The following is a 15,460-nucleotide window of genomic DNA, read 5'->3' on the forward strand; positions in this document are numbered from 1 at the left end:
TTGAAAAATGGGTAGACGGCAAAAATAGCGAGCAATTGAATTGTGTGCAATTTAATTATTCGAAAGGCGACCCGTGGATCGCCCTTATCGGTTACTCGCGCGGCACCAGGTCCAGGCACACCGAGTTGATGCAGTAACGCAGGCCGGTCGGCGGCGGACCGTCAGGGAATACGTGGCCCAGGTGCGCATCGCACTTGGCGCATTTCACTTCGGTGCGGATCATGCCGTGGCTGGTGTCACGGATTTCGGTCATGGCGCTCTCGCCGATCGGCGCGTAGAAGCTTGGCCAGCCGCAACCGGAATCGAATTTGGTCTTGGAATCAAACAACGGCTCGTTGCAGCAGACGCAGTGGTAAACGCCATCGGTCTTCGTGCCGTTGTATTTACCGGAGAACGGTCGCTCGGTAGCACTGAGACGGCACACGTTGTATTGCTCGGGGTCGAGCATGGCCCGCCATTCTTCCAGGGTCTTTTCAATCTTTTCCATCATCACACCTCAGCGGCTGAAAAAGCCCGATCTGTACCTTTTCCACGGATCGGGCGGCACGTATGATTGCGCCTCGTCACACGCCAGTCTGGCAGCGGGTTCCTGCGCATTCAAACGGATTGTTGGAAACCGCCGCTCGAGACACTTGCCTGTGTGAAGACGCAGGATTCCCAGCACGGTTGTCCACCCGCCGCCTGGATCGTTCATTTTCGGGATCACATCGCCATGCAGTTCAGCAAATCGAACAAGCTCGCCAACGTCTGCTACGACATTCGCGGCCCGGTGCTCAAGCACGCCAAACGACTGGAAGAGGAAGGCCATCGCATCCTCAAGCTGAACATCGGCAACCCGGCGCCCTTTGGTTTCGAAGCGCCGGACGAAATTCTCCAGGATGTGATCCGCAACCTGCCGACCGCCCAGGGCTACAGCGATTCCAAAGGTCTGTTCAGCGCGCGCAAGGCGGTGATGCAGTACTACCAGCAGAAGCAGGTCGAAGGTGTCGGCATCGAAGACATCTATCTGGGTAACGGCGTGTCCGAGCTGATCGTGATGTCGCTGCAGGCGCTGCTCAACAACGGCGACGAAGTGCTGGTGCCGGCGCCGGACTACCCGCTGTGGACCGCAGCCGTGAGCCTGGCCGGCGGTAACGCGGTGCATTACCTGTGCGACGAGGGCGCCGACTGGTTCCCGGACCTGGCCGACATCAAGGCCAAGATCACCCCGAACACCAAGGCGATGGTGATCATCAACCCGAACAACCCGACCGGCGCGGTGTATTCGAAGGAAGTGCTGCTGGGCATGCTGGAGCTGGCCCGCCAGCACAACCTGGTGGTGTTCTCCGACGAGATCTACGACAAGATCCTTTACGACGACGCCGTGCACATCTGCACCGCTTCGCTGGCCCCGGACCTGCTGTGCCTGACCTTCAACGGTCTGTCCAAGTCGTATCGCGTGGCGGGTTTCCGCTCGGGCTGGATCGCCATTTCCGGGCCGAAACACAACGCTCACAGCTACATCGAAGGCATCGACATGCTGGCCAACATGCGTCTGTGCGCCAACGTGCCGAGCCAGCATGCGATCCAGACCGCCCTGGGTGGTTATCAGAGCATCAATGATCTGGTGCTGCCGCAAGGTCGCCTGCTGGAACAGCGCAACCGTACCTGGGAATTGCTCAACGACATTCCCGGCGTCAGCTGCGTGAAGCCGATGGGCGCGCTGTACGCGTTCCCGAAGATCGACCCGAAAGTCTGCCCGATCCACAACGACGAGAAATTCGTGCTCGATCTGCTGCTCTCCGAGAAGCTGCTGGTAGTGCAAGGCACGGCGTTCAACTGGCCGTGGCCTGACCACTTCCGCGTGGTCACGCTGCCACGGGTCGATGACCTGGACATGGCCATCGGTCGTATCGGCAACTTCCTCAAGTCCTACCGCCAGTAACCGGCGCTCAGTGCGCAACGGCCCGAACGTTGCGCACTGTCTGATTCAGCAACACTTCTGCTCCGCCCCTCCTCCAGCACCTTCTACACTTGCGACTCATACGAATCATGCGTGCCTGACGCAATGAGACCGGGTGCCGTGTGCCTGTCATCCATACCGGATTCAGCAGTGGGAAATATCCCATGCCCGACAAATCCGGTGTAGGACACAGTTTGAAATAGTCACTCGGTTGAATCGCCAGGTGCCGCGCCTTATATACCCCGCAGTACGCTACATCTTTAGCTTGAGGAGATTTCTACAACCATGATGCGCATCCTGCTGTTTTTGGCCACTAACCTGGCGGTCGTGCTGATAGCCAGCATCACCCTGAGCCTTTTTGGCTTCAACGGGTTCATGGCGGCCAACGGGGTTGATCTCAACCTCAGTCAGCTGCTGGTTTTCTGTGCAGTCTTTGGTTTCGCCGGTTCCCTGTTCTCGCTGTTCATCTCCAAGTGGATGGCGAAGATGAGCACCAGTACCCAGATCATCACCCAGCCACGCACTCGCCACGAGCAATGGCTGCTGCAAACCGTCGAGCAACTGTCCCGGGAAGCCGGGATCAAGATGCCCGAGGTGGGGATTTTCCCGGCCTATGAAGCCAACGCCTTCGCCACCGGCTGGAACAAGAACGACGCACTGGTCGCAGTCAGCCAGGGCTTGCTCGAGCGATTCAAGGAAGACGAAGTGCGGGCCGTGCTGGCCCACGAGATCGGTCACGTGGCCAACGGCGACATGGTCACCCTGGCGCTGATCCAGGGCGTGGTGAACACCTTCGTGATGTTCTTCGCGCGAATCATCGGCAACTTCGTCGACAAAGTGATCTTCAAGAACGAAGAAGGCCAGGGCATGGCCTACTACATCGCGACCATCTTCGCCGAACTGGTGCTGGGCATTCTGGCCAGCGCCATCGTGATGTGGTTCTCGCGTAAACGCGAGTTCCGTGCCGACGATGCAGGTGCCCGCCTGGCCGGTACCGGCGCGATGATCAACGCCTTGCAACGCCTGCGCGCCGAACAAGGCCTGCCGGTGCACATGCCGGACACCCTGAACGCCTTTGGCATCAACGGTGGCATCAAGCAAGGGTTCGCCCGCATGTTCATGAGCCACCCGCCGCTGGAAGAGCGTATCGACGCCCTGCGTCGTCGCGGCTGATCAAACCGGTGCACCAACGAAAAGGCCCGCAGTGATGCGGGCCTTTTTTTGCCTGTCGATTACGCCCCGGAAATCCGGTAGACCCGCTCTTCCAGCCGAGTTACGCCGGCCTGCACGAACTTCCAGCTTTCACCCAGCACATCCTGCTCCTCCAGCATCTCGACACGCCAGACACTGCCCAGCAAACGCTGCACTTCGGCATCGTCTACGGAAAATGGCGGCCCGGGCATCTGCGACTGGTCATAATCCAGCGTCACCAACAGCCCTCGGCATGTCGGCAAAAGACCCTGCAAGTGCGCCGCATAACGCTCGCGCATCGCGGGCGGCAAGGCGATCACCGCCGCCCTGTCATACAGTGCGGTGCAACCGGCAACATCATCTGCCGTCAGCGAGAAGAAATCCCCGCACCACAACTCGATCGCGCCCGCGCGATAAACCTTGAAACCGCCCTGCTCGCTCACCCGCGGCTGCAATTGCTGCTCAATAAAGAAGTCTTCCACGGCCTTTTCCGACAGCTCGACGCCGAGCACCTGATGACCACGGCCGGCAAGCCACAGCAGATCCAGGCTTTTACCGCACAACGGCACCAGCACACGCGCCTGCGACGGGATGGCCAGATCAGGCCAGTGCCGCTGCAAATAAGGGTTCACCTCAGGCTGGTGAAAGCCGATCTGGTTCGATTCCCACTTCTTGTGCCAAAACTCCGGCTGCATGCATCCTCCTAAGAATTCGATAAAAAGACGTTAAAACTTATATTGGAATTAGATCAATGAACTGACTGAAGATGGGTCATCTTAACGCTCAGGAACCCTTCCATGTTTCCCAGCCTGTTTATCTCTCACGGCTCGCCCATGCTGGCGCTGGAGCCCGGTGCCAGCGGTCCGGCCCTGGCGCGACTGGCAGCCGAACTGCCACGCCCGAAAGCCATCGTCATCGTTTCCGCCCATTGGGAAAGCCACGAGCTGCTGGTCAGCAGCCATGCGCAACCGGAAACCTGGCACGACTTCGGCGGTTTCCCCCGCGCGCTGTATGAAGTGCAGTATCCGGCACCGGGCAATCCGCAAATGGCCCGCGAGGTTGCCGATCTGCTGACCGCCAACAACCTGCCGGCGCGTCTCGACCCGCAACGACCGTTCGATCACGGCGTGTGGGTGCCGCTCTCGCTGATGTACCCGCAAGCCGACATCCCGGTGGTTCAGGTTTCCCTGCCCAGCCGTGGCGGCCCGGCGTTGCAGAACCGCGTCGGTCAAGCGCTGGCCAGTCTGCGCGAACAGGGCATTCTGTTGATCGGCTCCGGCAGCATCACCCACAACCTGCGGGAACTGGACTGGCACGCCGGCCCGGAAAGCGTCGAGCCATGGGCCCGGGATTTCCGCGACTGGATTGTCGACAAGCTCGCCGCCAACGACGAAGCCGCCCTGCACGATTACCGCCAGCAGGCACCGAACGCCGTGCGCAGCCATCCGAGTGACGAGCATCTGCTGCCGCTGTACTTTGCCCGCGGCGCTGGCGGCGACTTCAGCATTGCCCATCAAGGTTTCACCATGGGCGCACTGGGCATGGACATCTACCGCTTCGGCTGATGCCCAAATCGCAGGCAAAAAAAATCCCCGAACCAGTCGGGGATTTTTTATGTTCGATCAATCAGCCCAGAGGCGGATCAATCTTCGCGGTAGCGACGCAGTTTCAGCTGCTTGCCGGCAACGCGAGTGTCCTTCAGTTTGGTCAGGAGCTTGTCCAGACCATCTTCCGGCAGCTCGACGAGGCTGAAGCTGTCACGCACCTGGATGCGACCGATGGCTTCACGTGCCAGACCACCTTCGTTGAGGATGGCGCCCAGCAGGTTTTTCGCCGCGATACCGTCACGCGCGCCCAGCGCGGTACGGCAACGGGCACGGCCTTCGCCCAGTGGCATCGGAGCACGACGCTCGCGGTCACCACGGTCCGGACGATCACCGGAACGCTCAGGACGGTCGCCACGCGGTGCGCTGTTCGGCACCAGTGGACGTTCCTTCTCGATCGCTGCCAGGTTCAGCGCCTGACCATTGGTGGCCTTGCGCAGCAGAGCGGCAGCCAGGGCACGCGGGGTGCAACCGATGTCGGCGGTCAGGCGATCCAGCAGATCACCGTGAGTCGATTCGGCGTCAGCCACCAGCGGCGACAGGCTGTTGGTCAGTTTCTTGATGCGGGCATCGAGAACGGCCTGGGCGTCCGGCAGACGCACTTCGGCAACTTTCTGACCGGTCACACGCTCGATCACTTGCAGCATGCGGCGCTCACGCGGAGTCACCAGCAGCAGCGCGCGGCCTTCGCGACCGGCACGGCCGGTACGGCCGATACGGTGCACGTAGGATTCCGGATCGTACGGCATGTCCACGTTGAAAACGTGGGTGATGCGCGGAACGTCCAGACCACGGGCGGCAACGTCGGTCGCTACAACGATGTCCAGACGGCCATCTTTCAGCGAGTCGATGACGCGCTCACGCTGGTTCTGGGCGATGTCGCCGTTCAACGCGGCGGCTTTGTAGCCTTTGGCGTCGAGGGCGCTGGCCAGATCCAGGGTCGCTTGCTTGGTGCGCACGAACATGATCAGAGCGTCGAAATCTTCCACTTCCAGCAAGCTGAGAACGGCAGAAGTCTTCTGGTCAGCGTGAACCAACAGGTGAGCCTGTTCGATCGCGGTAACGGTCTGGGTCTTGCTCTGGATCTTCACGTGCTTTGGATCGCGCAGGTGACGCTCGGCGATGGCACGGATCGATTGCGGCAGGGTCGCCGAGAACAATACGGTCTGACGGGTTTCCGGCATGGCCTTGAAGATGACTTCGAGGTCGTCCATGAAGCCCAGTTTGAGCATTTCGTCTGCTTCGTCGAGAACCAGGTGGTTCACGGTCTGCAGTACTTTTTCGTCGCGACGCAGGTGGTCGCACAGACGGCCCGGAGTGGCGACAACGATCTGTGCGCCATTACGGATTGCTTTCAATTGTGGGCCCATCGGCGCGCCGCCGTAGACAGCCACAACAGTCACGCCCGGCATTTGCTTGGCGTAGGTTTCGAAAGCGGTTGCAACTTGTAGCGCCAACTCACGAGTTGGGGCCAGGATCAGAGCTTGCGGCTCGCGCTTGGACGGATCGATGCGGTGCAGGATAGGCAGGGCAAAGGCAGCGGTTTTACCGGTACCGGTTTGCGCCTGACCAATCATATCGTGACCGGCGAGGATGATCGGGATCGACTGCTGCTGAATGGCCGAAGGCTCTTCATAGCCGGTAGCGACTACTGCAGCGACAATATTGGGATGAAGTTCAAGAGCGGCGAAGCCGCCGATTTCCTGGGTCATGGGTCTGCCTCTAAGTGCATCCGCAAAGACCCATGCTCCAAAGCTGCACATGCCGTGTTGAGACTCAAGAGTCGCCCTGGCAGCTTTGTCGGCGGGGATTTGCGAAAACGAATGAATGAAAAAGAATCGTCAAGGAAGAGCCCGCAGTGCGGACGTGCAGCCGAAGCTGACTTCGGGGAATTGCGCTACCTAAACGCGGCCCGGTTAAAGGCCGGCGCGCACTATACCGGAATTTGCCCAAAAAGGGAGCTTTTTTTATCGGCGAAATACAGTTGTCACCGCTGTGTAACGGGGTTTTGCGGATAATCGGGCAAAGGTCTATTTTTCAAAGACCCCGGCCCTGCGGGCGATGGCGCTTAAACGATTCACCGACGTGCGGCATCTGGTCGCTGCACCTTTTCTTCCCCTGCGAGGAAACACCCATGAATCAGCCCTGCCCCGGCCGCGTGAGCCGTGCGCGCCACGGTCACGTGCATTTGATCGGCCTGGACCGCGCCGCCAAGCGCAATGCCTTCGACCTCGACCTGCTCAACGACCTGGCCCTGGCCTACGGTGAATTCGAGGCCGACAGCGACGCACGGGTGGCGGTGGTGTTCGGGCATGGCGAGCATTTCACCGCCGGCCTCGATCTGGTCAACGCCAGTTCCGCCCTCGCCCAGGGCTGGCAGGTGCCGCCCGGTGGTTGCGATCCATGGGGCGTGTTCGTCGGGCCACGGGTCAGCAAACCGGTGATCGTCGCGGCGCAGGGTTATTGCCTGACCATCGGCATCGAATTGATGCTCGCCGCCGACATCAACCTGTGCGCGAGCAACACTCGGTTCGCCCAGATGGAAGTGCAGCGCGGGATCTTTCCGTTCGGCGGCGCGACGTTACGCTTTCATCAGGTCGCCGGCTGGGGCAATGCGATGCGCTGGCTGCTGACCGGCGACGAGTTTGATGCCCATGATGCGTTGCGCCTGGGTCTGGTGCAGGAAGTCATGGCCAGCGAAGACTTGCTGCCACGCGCCATCGAATTGGCCGAGCGAATCGCCCGACAGGCGCCGTTGGGCGTACAGGCAACGTTGATGTCGGCACGCCAGGCGCGCTATGAAGGCGAGACCGCAGCGGCTAAAAGCTTGCCGCCACTGGTGAAGAAGTTGCTGGCCACTGAAGACGCCAAGGAAGGTGTGCGCTCCCTGGTAGAGCGCAGGCCTGGCGTTTTCAAAGGCCTTTGAAGATCAGGTCGCCGGACGGATGCAGTTGATCAACGTCTGCAACGAGTAACCCAGCTTCGGCGCCAGCGCTTCAGCCCGGGCGGTCAGCGCCTGCATATCCAGCACCTGATCAAGATCCGCCGGCACGATCAGAATGACGTTGCCCTCCTTCACCGGCAGTTCCCAGTAATGCCGGTGATAGAGCCCGCGCAGCAGCGCCGCACCCAAGGGTTTGCCGTCATCAGTGGCCCATTGGTTGATCACCAGCCAGCCGCCAGGATTCAGACGCTTCTGACAGTCACCGAGGAAATTCCACGCAAGGTGCCCGGCGCCGGGGCCGACATCGGTGTACAGGTCGACGAAGATCAGATCCGCCGGCTCAGCCGTCGGCAGCAGTTCGAGGGCATCGCCGACGCGGATGTACAGCCGTGGATCGTCATCCAGCCCGAGGTATTCGATGGCCAGACGCGGTACGTCCGGGCGCAGCTCGATGGCTTCGACATCTTCCAGCGGCAGGAAATTGAGGCAGGCCTGGGTCAACGTCCCCGCGCCCAGCCCGAGGAACAGCGCACTCTCCGGTTGCTGATGGCACAGCGCGCCGATCAGCATCGCCCGGGTGTAGTCGTACTCCAGCCAGCTCGGGTCGGCGGTAAACACGCAGCTTTGCTCGATCGCATCGCCGAACTCCAGAAAGCGGTAGTCGGCCACTTCCAGCACGCGAATCACGCCGAACTCATCCTGTACCTCGGCGAGCAACAGCTCGACGCGCTCCTCAGTCATTTCGTCTCCTGGTGGTCACCGGGCGCGGTGACGCGATGGCACCGCTCTGGCGCCGTGGCAAAGCGGCGATTGTCGGCGAAGCGGCGGCAGCAGGTCACGCACTAATTGCTGCTAACATGGCCGTCCGTGCGTAGAACCTTAGAGACCGTGATGAGCCAACCCTGGAGCCCTGACAGCTGGCGCGCCCTGCCGATCCAGCAACAACCCCAATACCCCGACGCCGCGCATCTGCGCCAGGTCGAGCAGACGCTGGCCAGCTACCCGCCGCTGGTGTTTGCCGGCGAAGCGCGCGAGCTGCGTCGTCAGTTTGCCGAAGTCACCCAGGGCCGGGCGTTCCTGCTGCAGGGCGGCGACTGCGCGGAAAGCTTCGCCGAGTTCTCCGCCGCGAAGATCCGCGACACCTTTAAAGTGTTGCTGCAGATGGCAATCGTCATGACCTTCGCTGCCGGCTGCCCGGTGGTCAAAGTCGGGCGCATGGCCGGCCAGTTCGCCAAGCCGCGCTCGGCCAACGACGAGACCATCGACGGCGTGACCTTGCCGGCCTACAGGGGTGACATCGTCAACGGCATCGGTTTCGACTCGGCCAGCCGCGTACCGGATCCGGAGCGTCTGCTGCAGTCCTATCACCAGTCCACCGCCACCCTCAACCTGCTGCGCGCTTTCGCCCAGGGCGGTTTTGCCGACCTGCATCAGGTGCACAAGTGGAACCTCGATTTCATCGCCAACTCGGCGCTGGCCGAAAAATACAGCCACCTCGCCGACCGTATCGATGAAACCCTGGCGTTCATGCGCGCCTGCGGCATGGACAGCTCGCCGCAACTGCGCGAAACCAGTTTCTTCACCGCCCACGAAGCGCTGCTGCTGAACTACGAAGAAGCCTTCGTGCGCCGCGACAGCCTGACCAACGATTACTACGATTGCTCGGCGCACATGCTGTGGATCGGCGACCGCACCCGTCAGCTCGACGGCGCCCACGTCGAATTCCTGCGCGGGGTGAACAACCCGATCGGGGTGAAAGTCAGCCCGAGCATGAACCCCGACGACCTGATCCGCCTGATCGACGTGCTCAACCCGGACAACGATCCGGGCCGCCTCAACCTGATCGCACGGATGGGCGCGAACAAAGTCGGCGATCACCTGCCGGCGCTGATCCGCGCGGTGCAGCGCGAAGGCAAGCAGGTGCTGTGGAGTTCCGACCCGATGCACGGCAACACCATCAAGGCCAGCAGCGGCTACAAGACCCGCGACTTCGCGCAGATTCTTGGCGAGGTGAAGCAGTTCTTCCAGGTTCACGAAGCGGAGGGCAGCTACGCCGGCGGTATCCACATCGAAATGACCGGGCAGAACGTTACCGAGTGCATCGGTGGCGCGCGGCCAATCACTGAAGATGGCTTGTCGGATCGCTATCACACTCACTGCGACCCACGGATGAATGCCGATCAGTCGCTGGAACTGGCGTTCTTGATTGCCGAGACGCTGAAACAGGTCAAACGCTAAATCGCGATGACGTTGGCTCGGTCGTTTTCGACTTGAGCCAACGCCACCCGCAATCGCCCCGCACTTTCCCGCTGACAATTGAGCTGCACATGCTCAAGCCCCAACCAGTCCGCCATGCGCCGCAAATTCAGCGCCAGCGCCAGCATCCCCGCGTCATCCAGTCCGGTTTCTTCCTCGTGCACCGCATGCACTGCCAACCGCCCCGCCGCCCGTTCAGCACGCAGATCGACCCGCGCGGCAATCCGTTCATTGTGCAGGAACGGCAGCACGTAATAGCCGTAGACCCGCTTGTCCTGCGGCGTGTAGATCTCCAGCCGATAGCGAAAATCGAACAGCCGCTCGGTCCGGCTGCGCTCCCAGATCAGTGAGTCGAACGGCGACAGCAATGCACTGGCCTCGACCTTGCGCGGGATTTTCGGCTCGGGCAGACAATAAGCAATCTGGCGCCAACCGGCGACTTCGCAGGTCAGCAGTTGCCCGTCTTCGACCAGTTCGGCCAGACGAGGGCAGGCATCAGAGGGATTCAGGCGGAAGTAATCACGCAGGTCTTTTTCCGTGCCGACACCCAGCGCCTGCGCTGCGTGCAGCAGCAAACCGCGCTGCGCCTCGGCTTCATCGGGCAATGGCTGTTGCAGCACGGAAGCCGGAATCACCCGCTCGGGCAAGTCATACAAACGCTCGAAACCACGACGTCCGGCGACGGTGACTTCGCCAGCGGCAAACAGCCATTCCAAGGCGTGCTTTTCCGCGCTCCAGTCCCACCATGGCCCGGCCTTTTCCTTGCGGGTCGACAGGCTGCCGGCGCCCAGTGCGCCCTGCTCTTCGACCGACGCCAGCACCCGGCGAATGGTGTCCAGCTGCTCGCGACCGAACCGCGCCAGTTGCTGATAGATGTCTTCACCACGTCTGGCCCGCTGCATGCGCCAGCCCATCAGCGGGTACATCGACAGCGGCAGCAACGACGCCTCATGGCCCCAGTATTCGAACAGCGAACGACGACGCCCCGAACTCCAGGCAGCCTGGTCGAGCAAGTCAGCAGAGTAGGAACCAAGACGGGAGAACAGCGGCAGGTAGTGCGAGCGCACCACGGCATTGACGGAGTCGATCTGCAACAGGCCGAGGCGTTCGATCAGCCGGTTGACGTGCATCGCCTTGACAGCCGGCGGCTGGCGCCCGTGAAACCCTTGGGCAGCCAGTGCCAGACGTCGAGCCTGTTTAAGGGAAAAGGACAATGTCGCGGGCATGTGTTCCTCCATGTCTGCTCGCAACCTACCTCACCTGAAAGTGGTTTGTGTAGCAATGGCCTCATCATTTATGCATCGGATCATCCCAGAACGGCCGCACCGACTCATGTTCGACATCGGCACGGCTGACCCCGATGTCCTTCAACGCTTCGTCGCTCAGACTGGCAAGCAACTCGCGTTCGCGGTGAAGTTCGTACCAGCGACTAAACTTGTGCAGCAAATCGGTAATCAGATGGACCGGCACTCTGTCATCGCTCACATAGACTTTTTGACCTTTCATCGTGTTGCCCTCCTTTAGGGATGGCTCAAGTCTCGCGCCGGCGCTACGATCAATCCAACGAATGTTTCTGATGGCATGCATCACGGAGATTCATCAATTGTCGGCATATCCCAGTATCGATACCGATATCCTGCGCACCTTTGTCGCGATTGCCGATCAGGGCGGTTTTACCCGTGCCGGCGAAATGGTCAACCGCACCCAATCGGCGGTGAGCATGCAGATGAAGCGTCTGGAAGAGGACGTGTTGCAGCGCCAGTTGTTCGAGCGCGACGGGCGTCAGGTGCGCCTCACCGCCGAAGGCCAGGTGTTGCTCGGCTACGCGCGGCGCATCCTGAAATTGCACAGTGAAGTTTTCAACACCCTGCGCGAGCCGCACATGGTCGGCACGGTGCGGATCGGTACGCCGGACGATTACGTGATGCGGTTTCTGCCGGGGATCCTGTCGCGCTTCGCCCAGTTCTATCCGTTGATCCAGATCGAAGTGCATTGCGAGTCGACCAAACAATTGCTGCAGCGCACGGATCTGGATCTTTCGATCGTCACCCGCGAGCCGGGCAACGAGATTGGCCAGTTGCTGCGCAAGGAGCGCTTCGTCTGGGCCGAGGCGCAGAATTTCAGCGCCCACGAACAGACGCCGTTGCCGCTGGCGATGTTCAATAGTGATTGCTTTTGCCGCCTGTGGGCCTGTAACGCGCTGGACGCGATGGGCCGCGAGTACCGGATTGCCTACAACAGCACCAGCCTGTCGGCGTTGATGGCAGTGGTGAGCGCGGGTCTGGCGATCACCGCGCAACTGGAAAGCCTGATCACCCCGGATCTGCGCATTCTCGGCGCCGCCGAAGATCTGCCGCTGTTGCCCGAGGCCAGCATCATGCTGATCCGCAACCTCAACAATCCCTCGCCGATCACCGAATGCCTGGCCGAGCACATCGTCGAAGGCTTCAAACTTTAAAGGCGAGCATCACCGCGCACAGCACCAGGAACCCGCAGAACAGCCCGCGCAGGAGTTTTTCCGGCATCGCGTGGGCCACTTTCACGCCCCAGCTGATGCTGGCCAGACCGCCAATGGCCAGCGGCAGGCCGATCATCCAGTCCACTTCGTGGTGCACCGCGTACGTCACCAGCGTGACGCCGGTGCTCGGCAACGCCAGCGCCAGCGACAGGCCTTGGGCAACCACCTGAGTGGTGCCGAACAGGCTGGTCAGCACCGGCGTCGCCACCACCGCCCCACCGACACCGAACAAGCCGCCCATGGTGCCCGACGCCGCGCCGAGCACGCCCAGCCACGGCCATGAATAACGCATCTCGGAAGTCGCTGCCGGACGCGCGCCAAACATGCGCACCAGGTTGTAGGCCGACAACGCCACGAGGAACGCGACAAAGCCGATGCGCATGGTTTGCGCGTCGATGCCCACGGCCCAGATCGAGCCGATCCACGCGAAACAGAATCCCATCACCGCCAACGGCATTGCATGCCGGAGCTCAATGCGATTGCGCTGATGATAACGCCACAGCGCCAGCATCACGTTCGGCACCACCATCACCAGCGCCGTGCCTTGGGCGATCTGCTGATCGAGCCCGAACCACACGCCCAGCAGCGGAATGGCGATCAAGCCACCACCGATGCCGAAGATCCCACCCAGCGTGCCGAGGGCGGCGCCAAACAACAGGTACAGCAAAAACTCGATCACAGCAGAATTCCTCAAACGTCAGGCGACTCATCCTACGCAGTCGACGCTGGCACGGAAACGCACAGCAACGCACAATGGCTGTGCCAAATCCGCATAGGCACTGAACTGATTCATGAATCCCAATCAATTGACCGAACAACTCGGGCTGTTTCTCGATGTGCTGGAAAGTGGCAGTTTCTCCGCCGCCTCACGCCGACATCCGCTGACGCCGTCCGCCGTTGCCCGGCGTATCGACAGTCTGGAAAGCGCTGTCGGCAGCCAGTTGTTCATCCGCAGCACTCACGCGGTGCGCGCCACGCCGGCGGGTCTGGCGTTTGCCGAACGGGCGCGACGGATCGTTGCCGAGCTGCAACTGGCCCGGGCGGAAGCGGTGTCCCTGAGCAGCGCGCCGGAGGGTCTGATTCGGGTGGATGCGCCGGCGGCATTCGGGCGCCGGCATCTGGCGCCAGTGATTGCCGATTTTCTGGTGCTGTATCCGGGGCTCGACGTGCAGCTGCATCTGATCGACAGCTTCGTGGACATGGACGGTTCGAACCTGGGCAAGGTCGATCTGGTATTGCGCGCCGGGCAGATGGCCGACACCCGGCTGGTCGCCACACCGTTGGCGAGCATGGTGCGCATCGCCTGCGCCAGCCCCGATTATCTCAAGCGCCGAGGCGTGCCGAGCGAGCCAGCGCAATTGAGTGAACATGACGGTCTGGATTGGGACGGTCTTGCCCCGCCCTTCGCCTGGCGCTTCGAACAGGACGGGCAGATGCAATTGCATCGTCCGGCGCGGGTGCGCATGAGCGCCAACAACGCCGAGGCGCTGGTTTGCGGTGCGCTCGCGGGACTCGGGATCGCGCATCTGCCGACCTGGCTGGCCAGCGAATACCTGCTGCGCGGCGAGTTGCTGCCGCTGTTCTGTGAAAACGGCCTGCCAAAACCGGAGAGCACCGGCATCTACGCGCTGCGGCTGGAGCAACAGGCCAGCTCCCGCAGTCGCTTGCTGCTGGAATACCTCAAGACCCGGTTCAGCCCCGTGCCGCCGTGGGATCTGGCCCTGCAGCGGGAACTGGGCCGGCACTGACCGATTCGCCACCGGGCACAATTGTCTGGCGCATTAAAGATTCGAACGCTAGATTCAACTGCATCACCGTTCAAGGCACTGACATGACCACCGACCGCGACACCTCCGATCACTGCGAAGAGCTGCTGCTCGACAATCAGGCCTGCTTCGCCCTGCATTCCACTTCGCTGATGATGACCAAGGTCTACAAGCCGCTGCTGCAAGCGCTTGGCCTGACGTATCCGCAATACCTGGCGATGATGGTGCTGTGGGAGAAGGATGGTTTAACCGTCGGAGAAATCAGCACGCGCCTGCTGACCGATCCGGGTTCGCTGACCCCGCTGCTCAAACGTCTGGAAGGTGAAGGCTTGCTCAGCCGAACCCGCAGCCGGGAAGATGAGCGCGTGGTGATCGTTGAACTGACTGCCCAGGGACACGCCTTGAAAGACAAGGCCCGAACCGTTCCGCAGTGCATTCTGGGGGCCAGCGGCTTCACCCTGGAACGTCTGCAAAATCTGCAAGCCGAGTTGCAGGCCTTGCGTGGTCATTTGCAGGACAGTCTCGCTTAAAACTCCCCCTTTCCTGTGGGCGCAGCCTTGCGCCTGCAGGCTAATCGCACCTTCCCCGCTGATCCCCGAAAATTTTTTTCCTCTCGTTTCACACTAAAAAAACCTTCTATATCAAAAGCTTGGGATCACTACCCTACCCGATCCAAGTGACCATTCGCGCGTTCTTCAAAAAATTTATCTTGCGCGCTAAATATTAGCGAAGTACATTTACTTCGCACCTAGTTAGCGTGCAAACAATTAGCGCAACGAACCACACTCAATGAGGCTCACACTATGCAAACTCTCTACACCGCAATCGCAACCTCCACTGGCGGCCGTGACGGTCGTGCGATCTCCAGCGACAACATCCTCGACGTCAAACTCGCCACCCCGAAAGAACTCGGCGGTGCCGGCGGCGCAGCTACCAACCCTGAGCAACTGTTCGCCGCCGGCTACTCGGCCTGCTTCATCGGTGCCCTGAAATTCGTCGCCAGCCAGACCAAACGCAAAATTCCGGACGACGCCTCGATCACCGCTCACGTCGGCATCGGCCAGATTCCTGGCGGTTTCGGCCTGGACATCGACCTGCACATCAGCCTGCCGGGCCTGGAACAGGCAGACGCACAAAGCCTGGTCGACGCTGCCCACCAGGTCTGCCCGTACTCCAACGCCACTCGCGGCAACGTTGATGTGCGTCTGCACGTCACCGTGTAATCACTGACACTCAGGC

The 15,460-nt window shown here is 61.2% G+C and carries 16 protein-coding genes; 9 read left to right on the forward strand and 7 right to left on the reverse strand.

The genetic code is table 11. The annotated features are described in order from the left end of the window. Window positions 1–91 precede the first annotated feature (91 nt). On the reverse strand, window positions 92–487 hold the full coding sequence (msrB, locus tag GQX66_RS09280) for a peptide-methionine (R)-S-oxide reductase MsrB (protein WP_129972559.1): 396 nt from the start codon (window positions 485–487) through the stop codon (window positions 92–94). Window positions 488–712: 225 nt separating this feature from the next. Here msrB and GQX66_RS09285 point away from each other — a divergent pair, with 225 nt between their 5' ends. Together GQX66_RS09285 and htpX are read left to right on the forward strand one after the other, a co-directional pair. Next, window positions 713–1,924: a pyridoxal phosphate-dependent aminotransferase gene (locus GQX66_RS09285; RefSeq protein ID WP_007955711.1), complete on the forward strand. Its 1,212-nt coding sequence runs from the start codon at window positions 713–715 to the stop codon at window positions 1,922–1,924. Between the two features lie 303 nt (window positions 1,925–2,227). Then, entirely contained in the window at window positions 2,228–3,115 is an 888-nt protein-coding gene (gene htpX / locus GQX66_RS09290) for a protease HtpX (RefSeq protein ID WP_007955710.1), read from the forward strand. Window positions 3,116–3,174: 59 nt separating this feature from the next. Here the strand turns inward: htpX and GQX66_RS09295 are convergent, their stop codons facing one another. Further along, window positions 3,175–3,828 (reverse strand): thiopurine S-methyltransferase, encoded by a 654-nt coding sequence (locus GQX66_RS09295; RefSeq protein WP_240868413.1) that lies wholly within the window; start codon window positions 3,826–3,828, stop codon window positions 3,175–3,177. A gap of 102 nt (window positions 3,829–3,930) precedes the next feature. Between GQX66_RS09295 and GQX66_RS09300 the strand changes: the two genes are divergently transcribed. Continuing rightward, the gene (locus GQX66_RS09300) at window positions 3,931–4,698 is read left to right on the forward strand and encodes a class III extradiol ring-cleavage dioxygenase (RefSeq protein WP_085744966.1); all 768 of its coding nucleotides are present in this window, start codon (window positions 3,931–3,933) and stop codon (window positions 4,696–4,698) included. Between the two features lie 77 nt (window positions 4,699–4,775). Here GQX66_RS09300 and GQX66_RS09305 read toward each other — a convergent pair whose 3' ends face one another. Next, the gene (locus tag GQX66_RS09305) at window positions 4,776–6,449 is read right to left on the reverse strand and encodes a DEAD/DEAH box helicase (protein WP_007955707.1); all 1,674 of its coding nucleotides are present in this window, start codon (window positions 6,447–6,449) and stop codon (window positions 4,776–4,778) included. Between the two features lie 422 nt (window positions 6,450–6,871). Here GQX66_RS09305 and GQX66_RS09310 point away from each other — a divergent pair, with 422 nt between their 5' ends. Further along, window positions 6,872–7,663, forward strand: coding sequence for a crotonase/enoyl-CoA hydratase family protein (locus GQX66_RS09310; protein WP_102718498.1), 792 nt, complete (start codon window positions 6,872–6,874; stop codon window positions 7,661–7,663). A gap of 3 nt (window positions 7,664–7,666) precedes the next feature. Here GQX66_RS09310 and GQX66_RS09315 read toward each other — a convergent pair whose 3' ends face one another. Beyond that, window positions 7,667–8,422 (reverse strand): spermidine synthase, encoded by a 756-nt coding sequence (locus tag GQX66_RS09315; protein ID WP_134021195.1) that lies wholly within the window; start codon window positions 8,420–8,422, stop codon window positions 7,667–7,669. A gap of 150 nt (window positions 8,423–8,572) precedes the next feature. Here GQX66_RS09315 and GQX66_RS09320 point away from each other — a divergent pair, with 150 nt between their 5' ends. Beyond that, window positions 8,573–9,919: a 3-deoxy-7-phosphoheptulonate synthase class II gene (locus tag GQX66_RS09320; RefSeq protein ID WP_240868415.1), complete on the forward strand. Its 1,347-nt coding sequence runs from the start codon at window positions 8,573–8,575 to the stop codon at window positions 9,917–9,919. Here the strand turns inward: GQX66_RS09320 and GQX66_RS09325 are convergent. Both GQX66_RS09325 and GQX66_RS09330 read right to left on the reverse strand, forming a co-directional pair. Further along, window positions 9,916–11,163 carry a winged helix-turn-helix domain-containing protein gene (locus GQX66_RS09325; RefSeq protein ID WP_240868426.1) on the reverse strand — a complete coding sequence of 416 codons (1,248 nt, stop codon included), beginning with the start codon at window positions 11,161–11,163 and terminating at the stop codon, window positions 9,916–9,918. The two genes, GQX66_RS09320 and GQX66_RS09325, sit on opposite strands and share 4 nt — an antisense overlap. A gap of 64 nt (window positions 11,164–11,227) precedes the next feature. After that, complete coding sequence (locus GQX66_RS09330; RefSeq protein WP_085744970.1) at window positions 11,228–11,443, reverse strand: DUF1127 domain-containing protein; 216 nt, start codon at window positions 11,441–11,443, stop codon at window positions 11,228–11,230. Window positions 11,444–11,540: 97 nt separating this feature from the next. Between GQX66_RS09330 and GQX66_RS09335 the strand changes: the two genes are divergently transcribed. Continuing rightward, window positions 11,541–12,395 (forward strand): LysR substrate-binding domain-containing protein, encoded by an 855-nt coding sequence (locus GQX66_RS09335; protein WP_240868632.1) that lies wholly within the window; start codon window positions 11,541–11,543, stop codon window positions 12,393–12,395. Here GQX66_RS09335 and GQX66_RS09340 read toward each other — a convergent pair. Continuing rightward, window positions 12,385–13,134, reverse strand: coding sequence for a sulfite exporter TauE/SafE family protein (locus GQX66_RS09340; RefSeq protein ID WP_102686458.1), 750 nt, complete (start codon window positions 13,132–13,134; stop codon window positions 12,385–12,387). The genes GQX66_RS09335 and GQX66_RS09340 overlap by 11 nt on opposite strands. A gap of 112 nt (window positions 13,135–13,246) precedes the next feature. On the opposite strand from GQX66_RS09340, the gene GQX66_RS09345 reads away from it, so the two are divergent. The 3 genes from GQX66_RS09345 to GQX66_RS09355 all read left to right on the forward strand — a co-directional run bounded on the left by GQX66_RS09345 (window position 13,247) and on the right by GQX66_RS09355 (window position 15,444). Next, window positions 13,247–14,203 carry a LysR family transcriptional regulator gene (locus GQX66_RS09345; protein ID WP_011335300.1) on the forward strand — a complete coding sequence of 319 codons (957 nt, stop codon included), beginning with the start codon at window positions 13,247–13,249 and terminating at the stop codon, window positions 14,201–14,203. Between the two features lie 83 nt (window positions 14,204–14,286). After that, window positions 14,287–14,751 (forward strand): MarR family transcriptional regulator, encoded by a 465-nt coding sequence (locus tag GQX66_RS09350; protein ID WP_085744972.1) that lies wholly within the window; start codon window positions 14,287–14,289, stop codon window positions 14,749–14,751. A 273-nt stretch (window positions 14,752–15,024) separates the two neighbouring features. Further along, window positions 15,025–15,444 carry an organic hydroperoxide resistance protein gene (locus GQX66_RS09355; protein WP_034155242.1) on the forward strand — a complete coding sequence of 140 codons (420 nt, stop codon included), beginning with the start codon at window positions 15,025–15,027 and terminating at the stop codon, window positions 15,442–15,444. Window positions 15,445–15,460 lie beyond the last annotated feature (16 nt).

The organism is Pseudomonas sp. B707 (assembly GCF_022496685.1).
GTDB lineage: Bacteria > Pseudomonadota > Gammaproteobacteria > Pseudomonadales > Pseudomonadaceae > Aquipseudomonas > Aquipseudomonas paraglycinae.

What these genes read in the sequence shown, in the direction of transcription:
- GQX66_RS09305 (WP_007955707.1), bottom strand. Translation starts at nt 6,449, where the DNA reads ATGACCCAGGAAATCGGCGGCTTCGCCGCTCTTGAACTTCATCCCAAT.
- msrB (WP_129972559.1), bottom strand. Translation starts at nt 487, where the DNA reads ATGGAAAAGATTGAAAAGACCCTGGAAGAATGGCGGGCCATGCTCGAC.
- GQX66_RS09300 (WP_085744966.1), top strand. Translation starts at nt 3,931, where the DNA reads ATGTTTCCCAGCCTGTTTATCTCTCACGGCTCGCCCATGCTGGCGCTG.
- GQX66_RS09350 (WP_085744972.1), top strand. Translation starts at nt 14,287, where the DNA reads ATGACCACCGACCGCGACACCTCCGATCACTGCGAAGAGCTGCTGCTC.
- GQX66_RS09330 (WP_085744970.1), bottom strand. Translation starts at nt 11,443, where the DNA reads ATGAAAGGTCAAAAAGTCTATGTGAGCGATGACAGAGTGCCGGTCCAT.
- GQX66_RS09295 (WP_240868413.1), bottom strand. Translation starts at nt 3,828, where the DNA reads ATGCAGCCGGAGTTTTGGCACAAGAAGTGGGAATCGAACCAGATCGGC.
- GQX66_RS09315 (WP_134021195.1), bottom strand. Translation starts at nt 8,422, where the DNA reads ATGACTGAGGAGCGCGTCGAGCTGTTGCTCGCCGAGGTACAGGATGAG.
- GQX66_RS09310 (WP_102718498.1), top strand. Translation starts at nt 6,872, where the DNA reads ATGAATCAGCCCTGCCCCGGCCGCGTGAGCCGTGCGCGCCACGGTCAC.
- htpX (WP_007955710.1), top strand. Translation starts at nt 2,228, where the DNA reads ATGATGCGCATCCTGCTGTTTTTGGCCACTAACCTGGCGGTCGTGCTG.
- GQX66_RS09285 (WP_007955711.1), top strand. Translation starts at nt 713, where the DNA reads ATGCAGTTCAGCAAATCGAACAAGCTCGCCAACGTCTGCTACGACATT.
- GQX66_RS09320 (WP_240868415.1), top strand. Translation starts at nt 8,573, where the DNA reads ATGAGCCAACCCTGGAGCCCTGACAGCTGGCGCGCCCTGCCGATCCAG.
- GQX66_RS09345 (WP_011335300.1), top strand. Translation starts at nt 13,247, where the DNA reads ATGAATCCCAATCAATTGACCGAACAACTCGGGCTGTTTCTCGATGTG.
- GQX66_RS09325 (WP_240868426.1), bottom strand. Translation starts at nt 11,163, where the DNA reads ATGCCCGCGACATTGTCCTTTTCCCTTAAACAGGCTCGACGTCTGGCA.
- GQX66_RS09355 (WP_034155242.1), top strand. Translation starts at nt 15,025, where the DNA reads ATGCAAACTCTCTACACCGCAATCGCAACCTCCACTGGCGGCCGTGAC.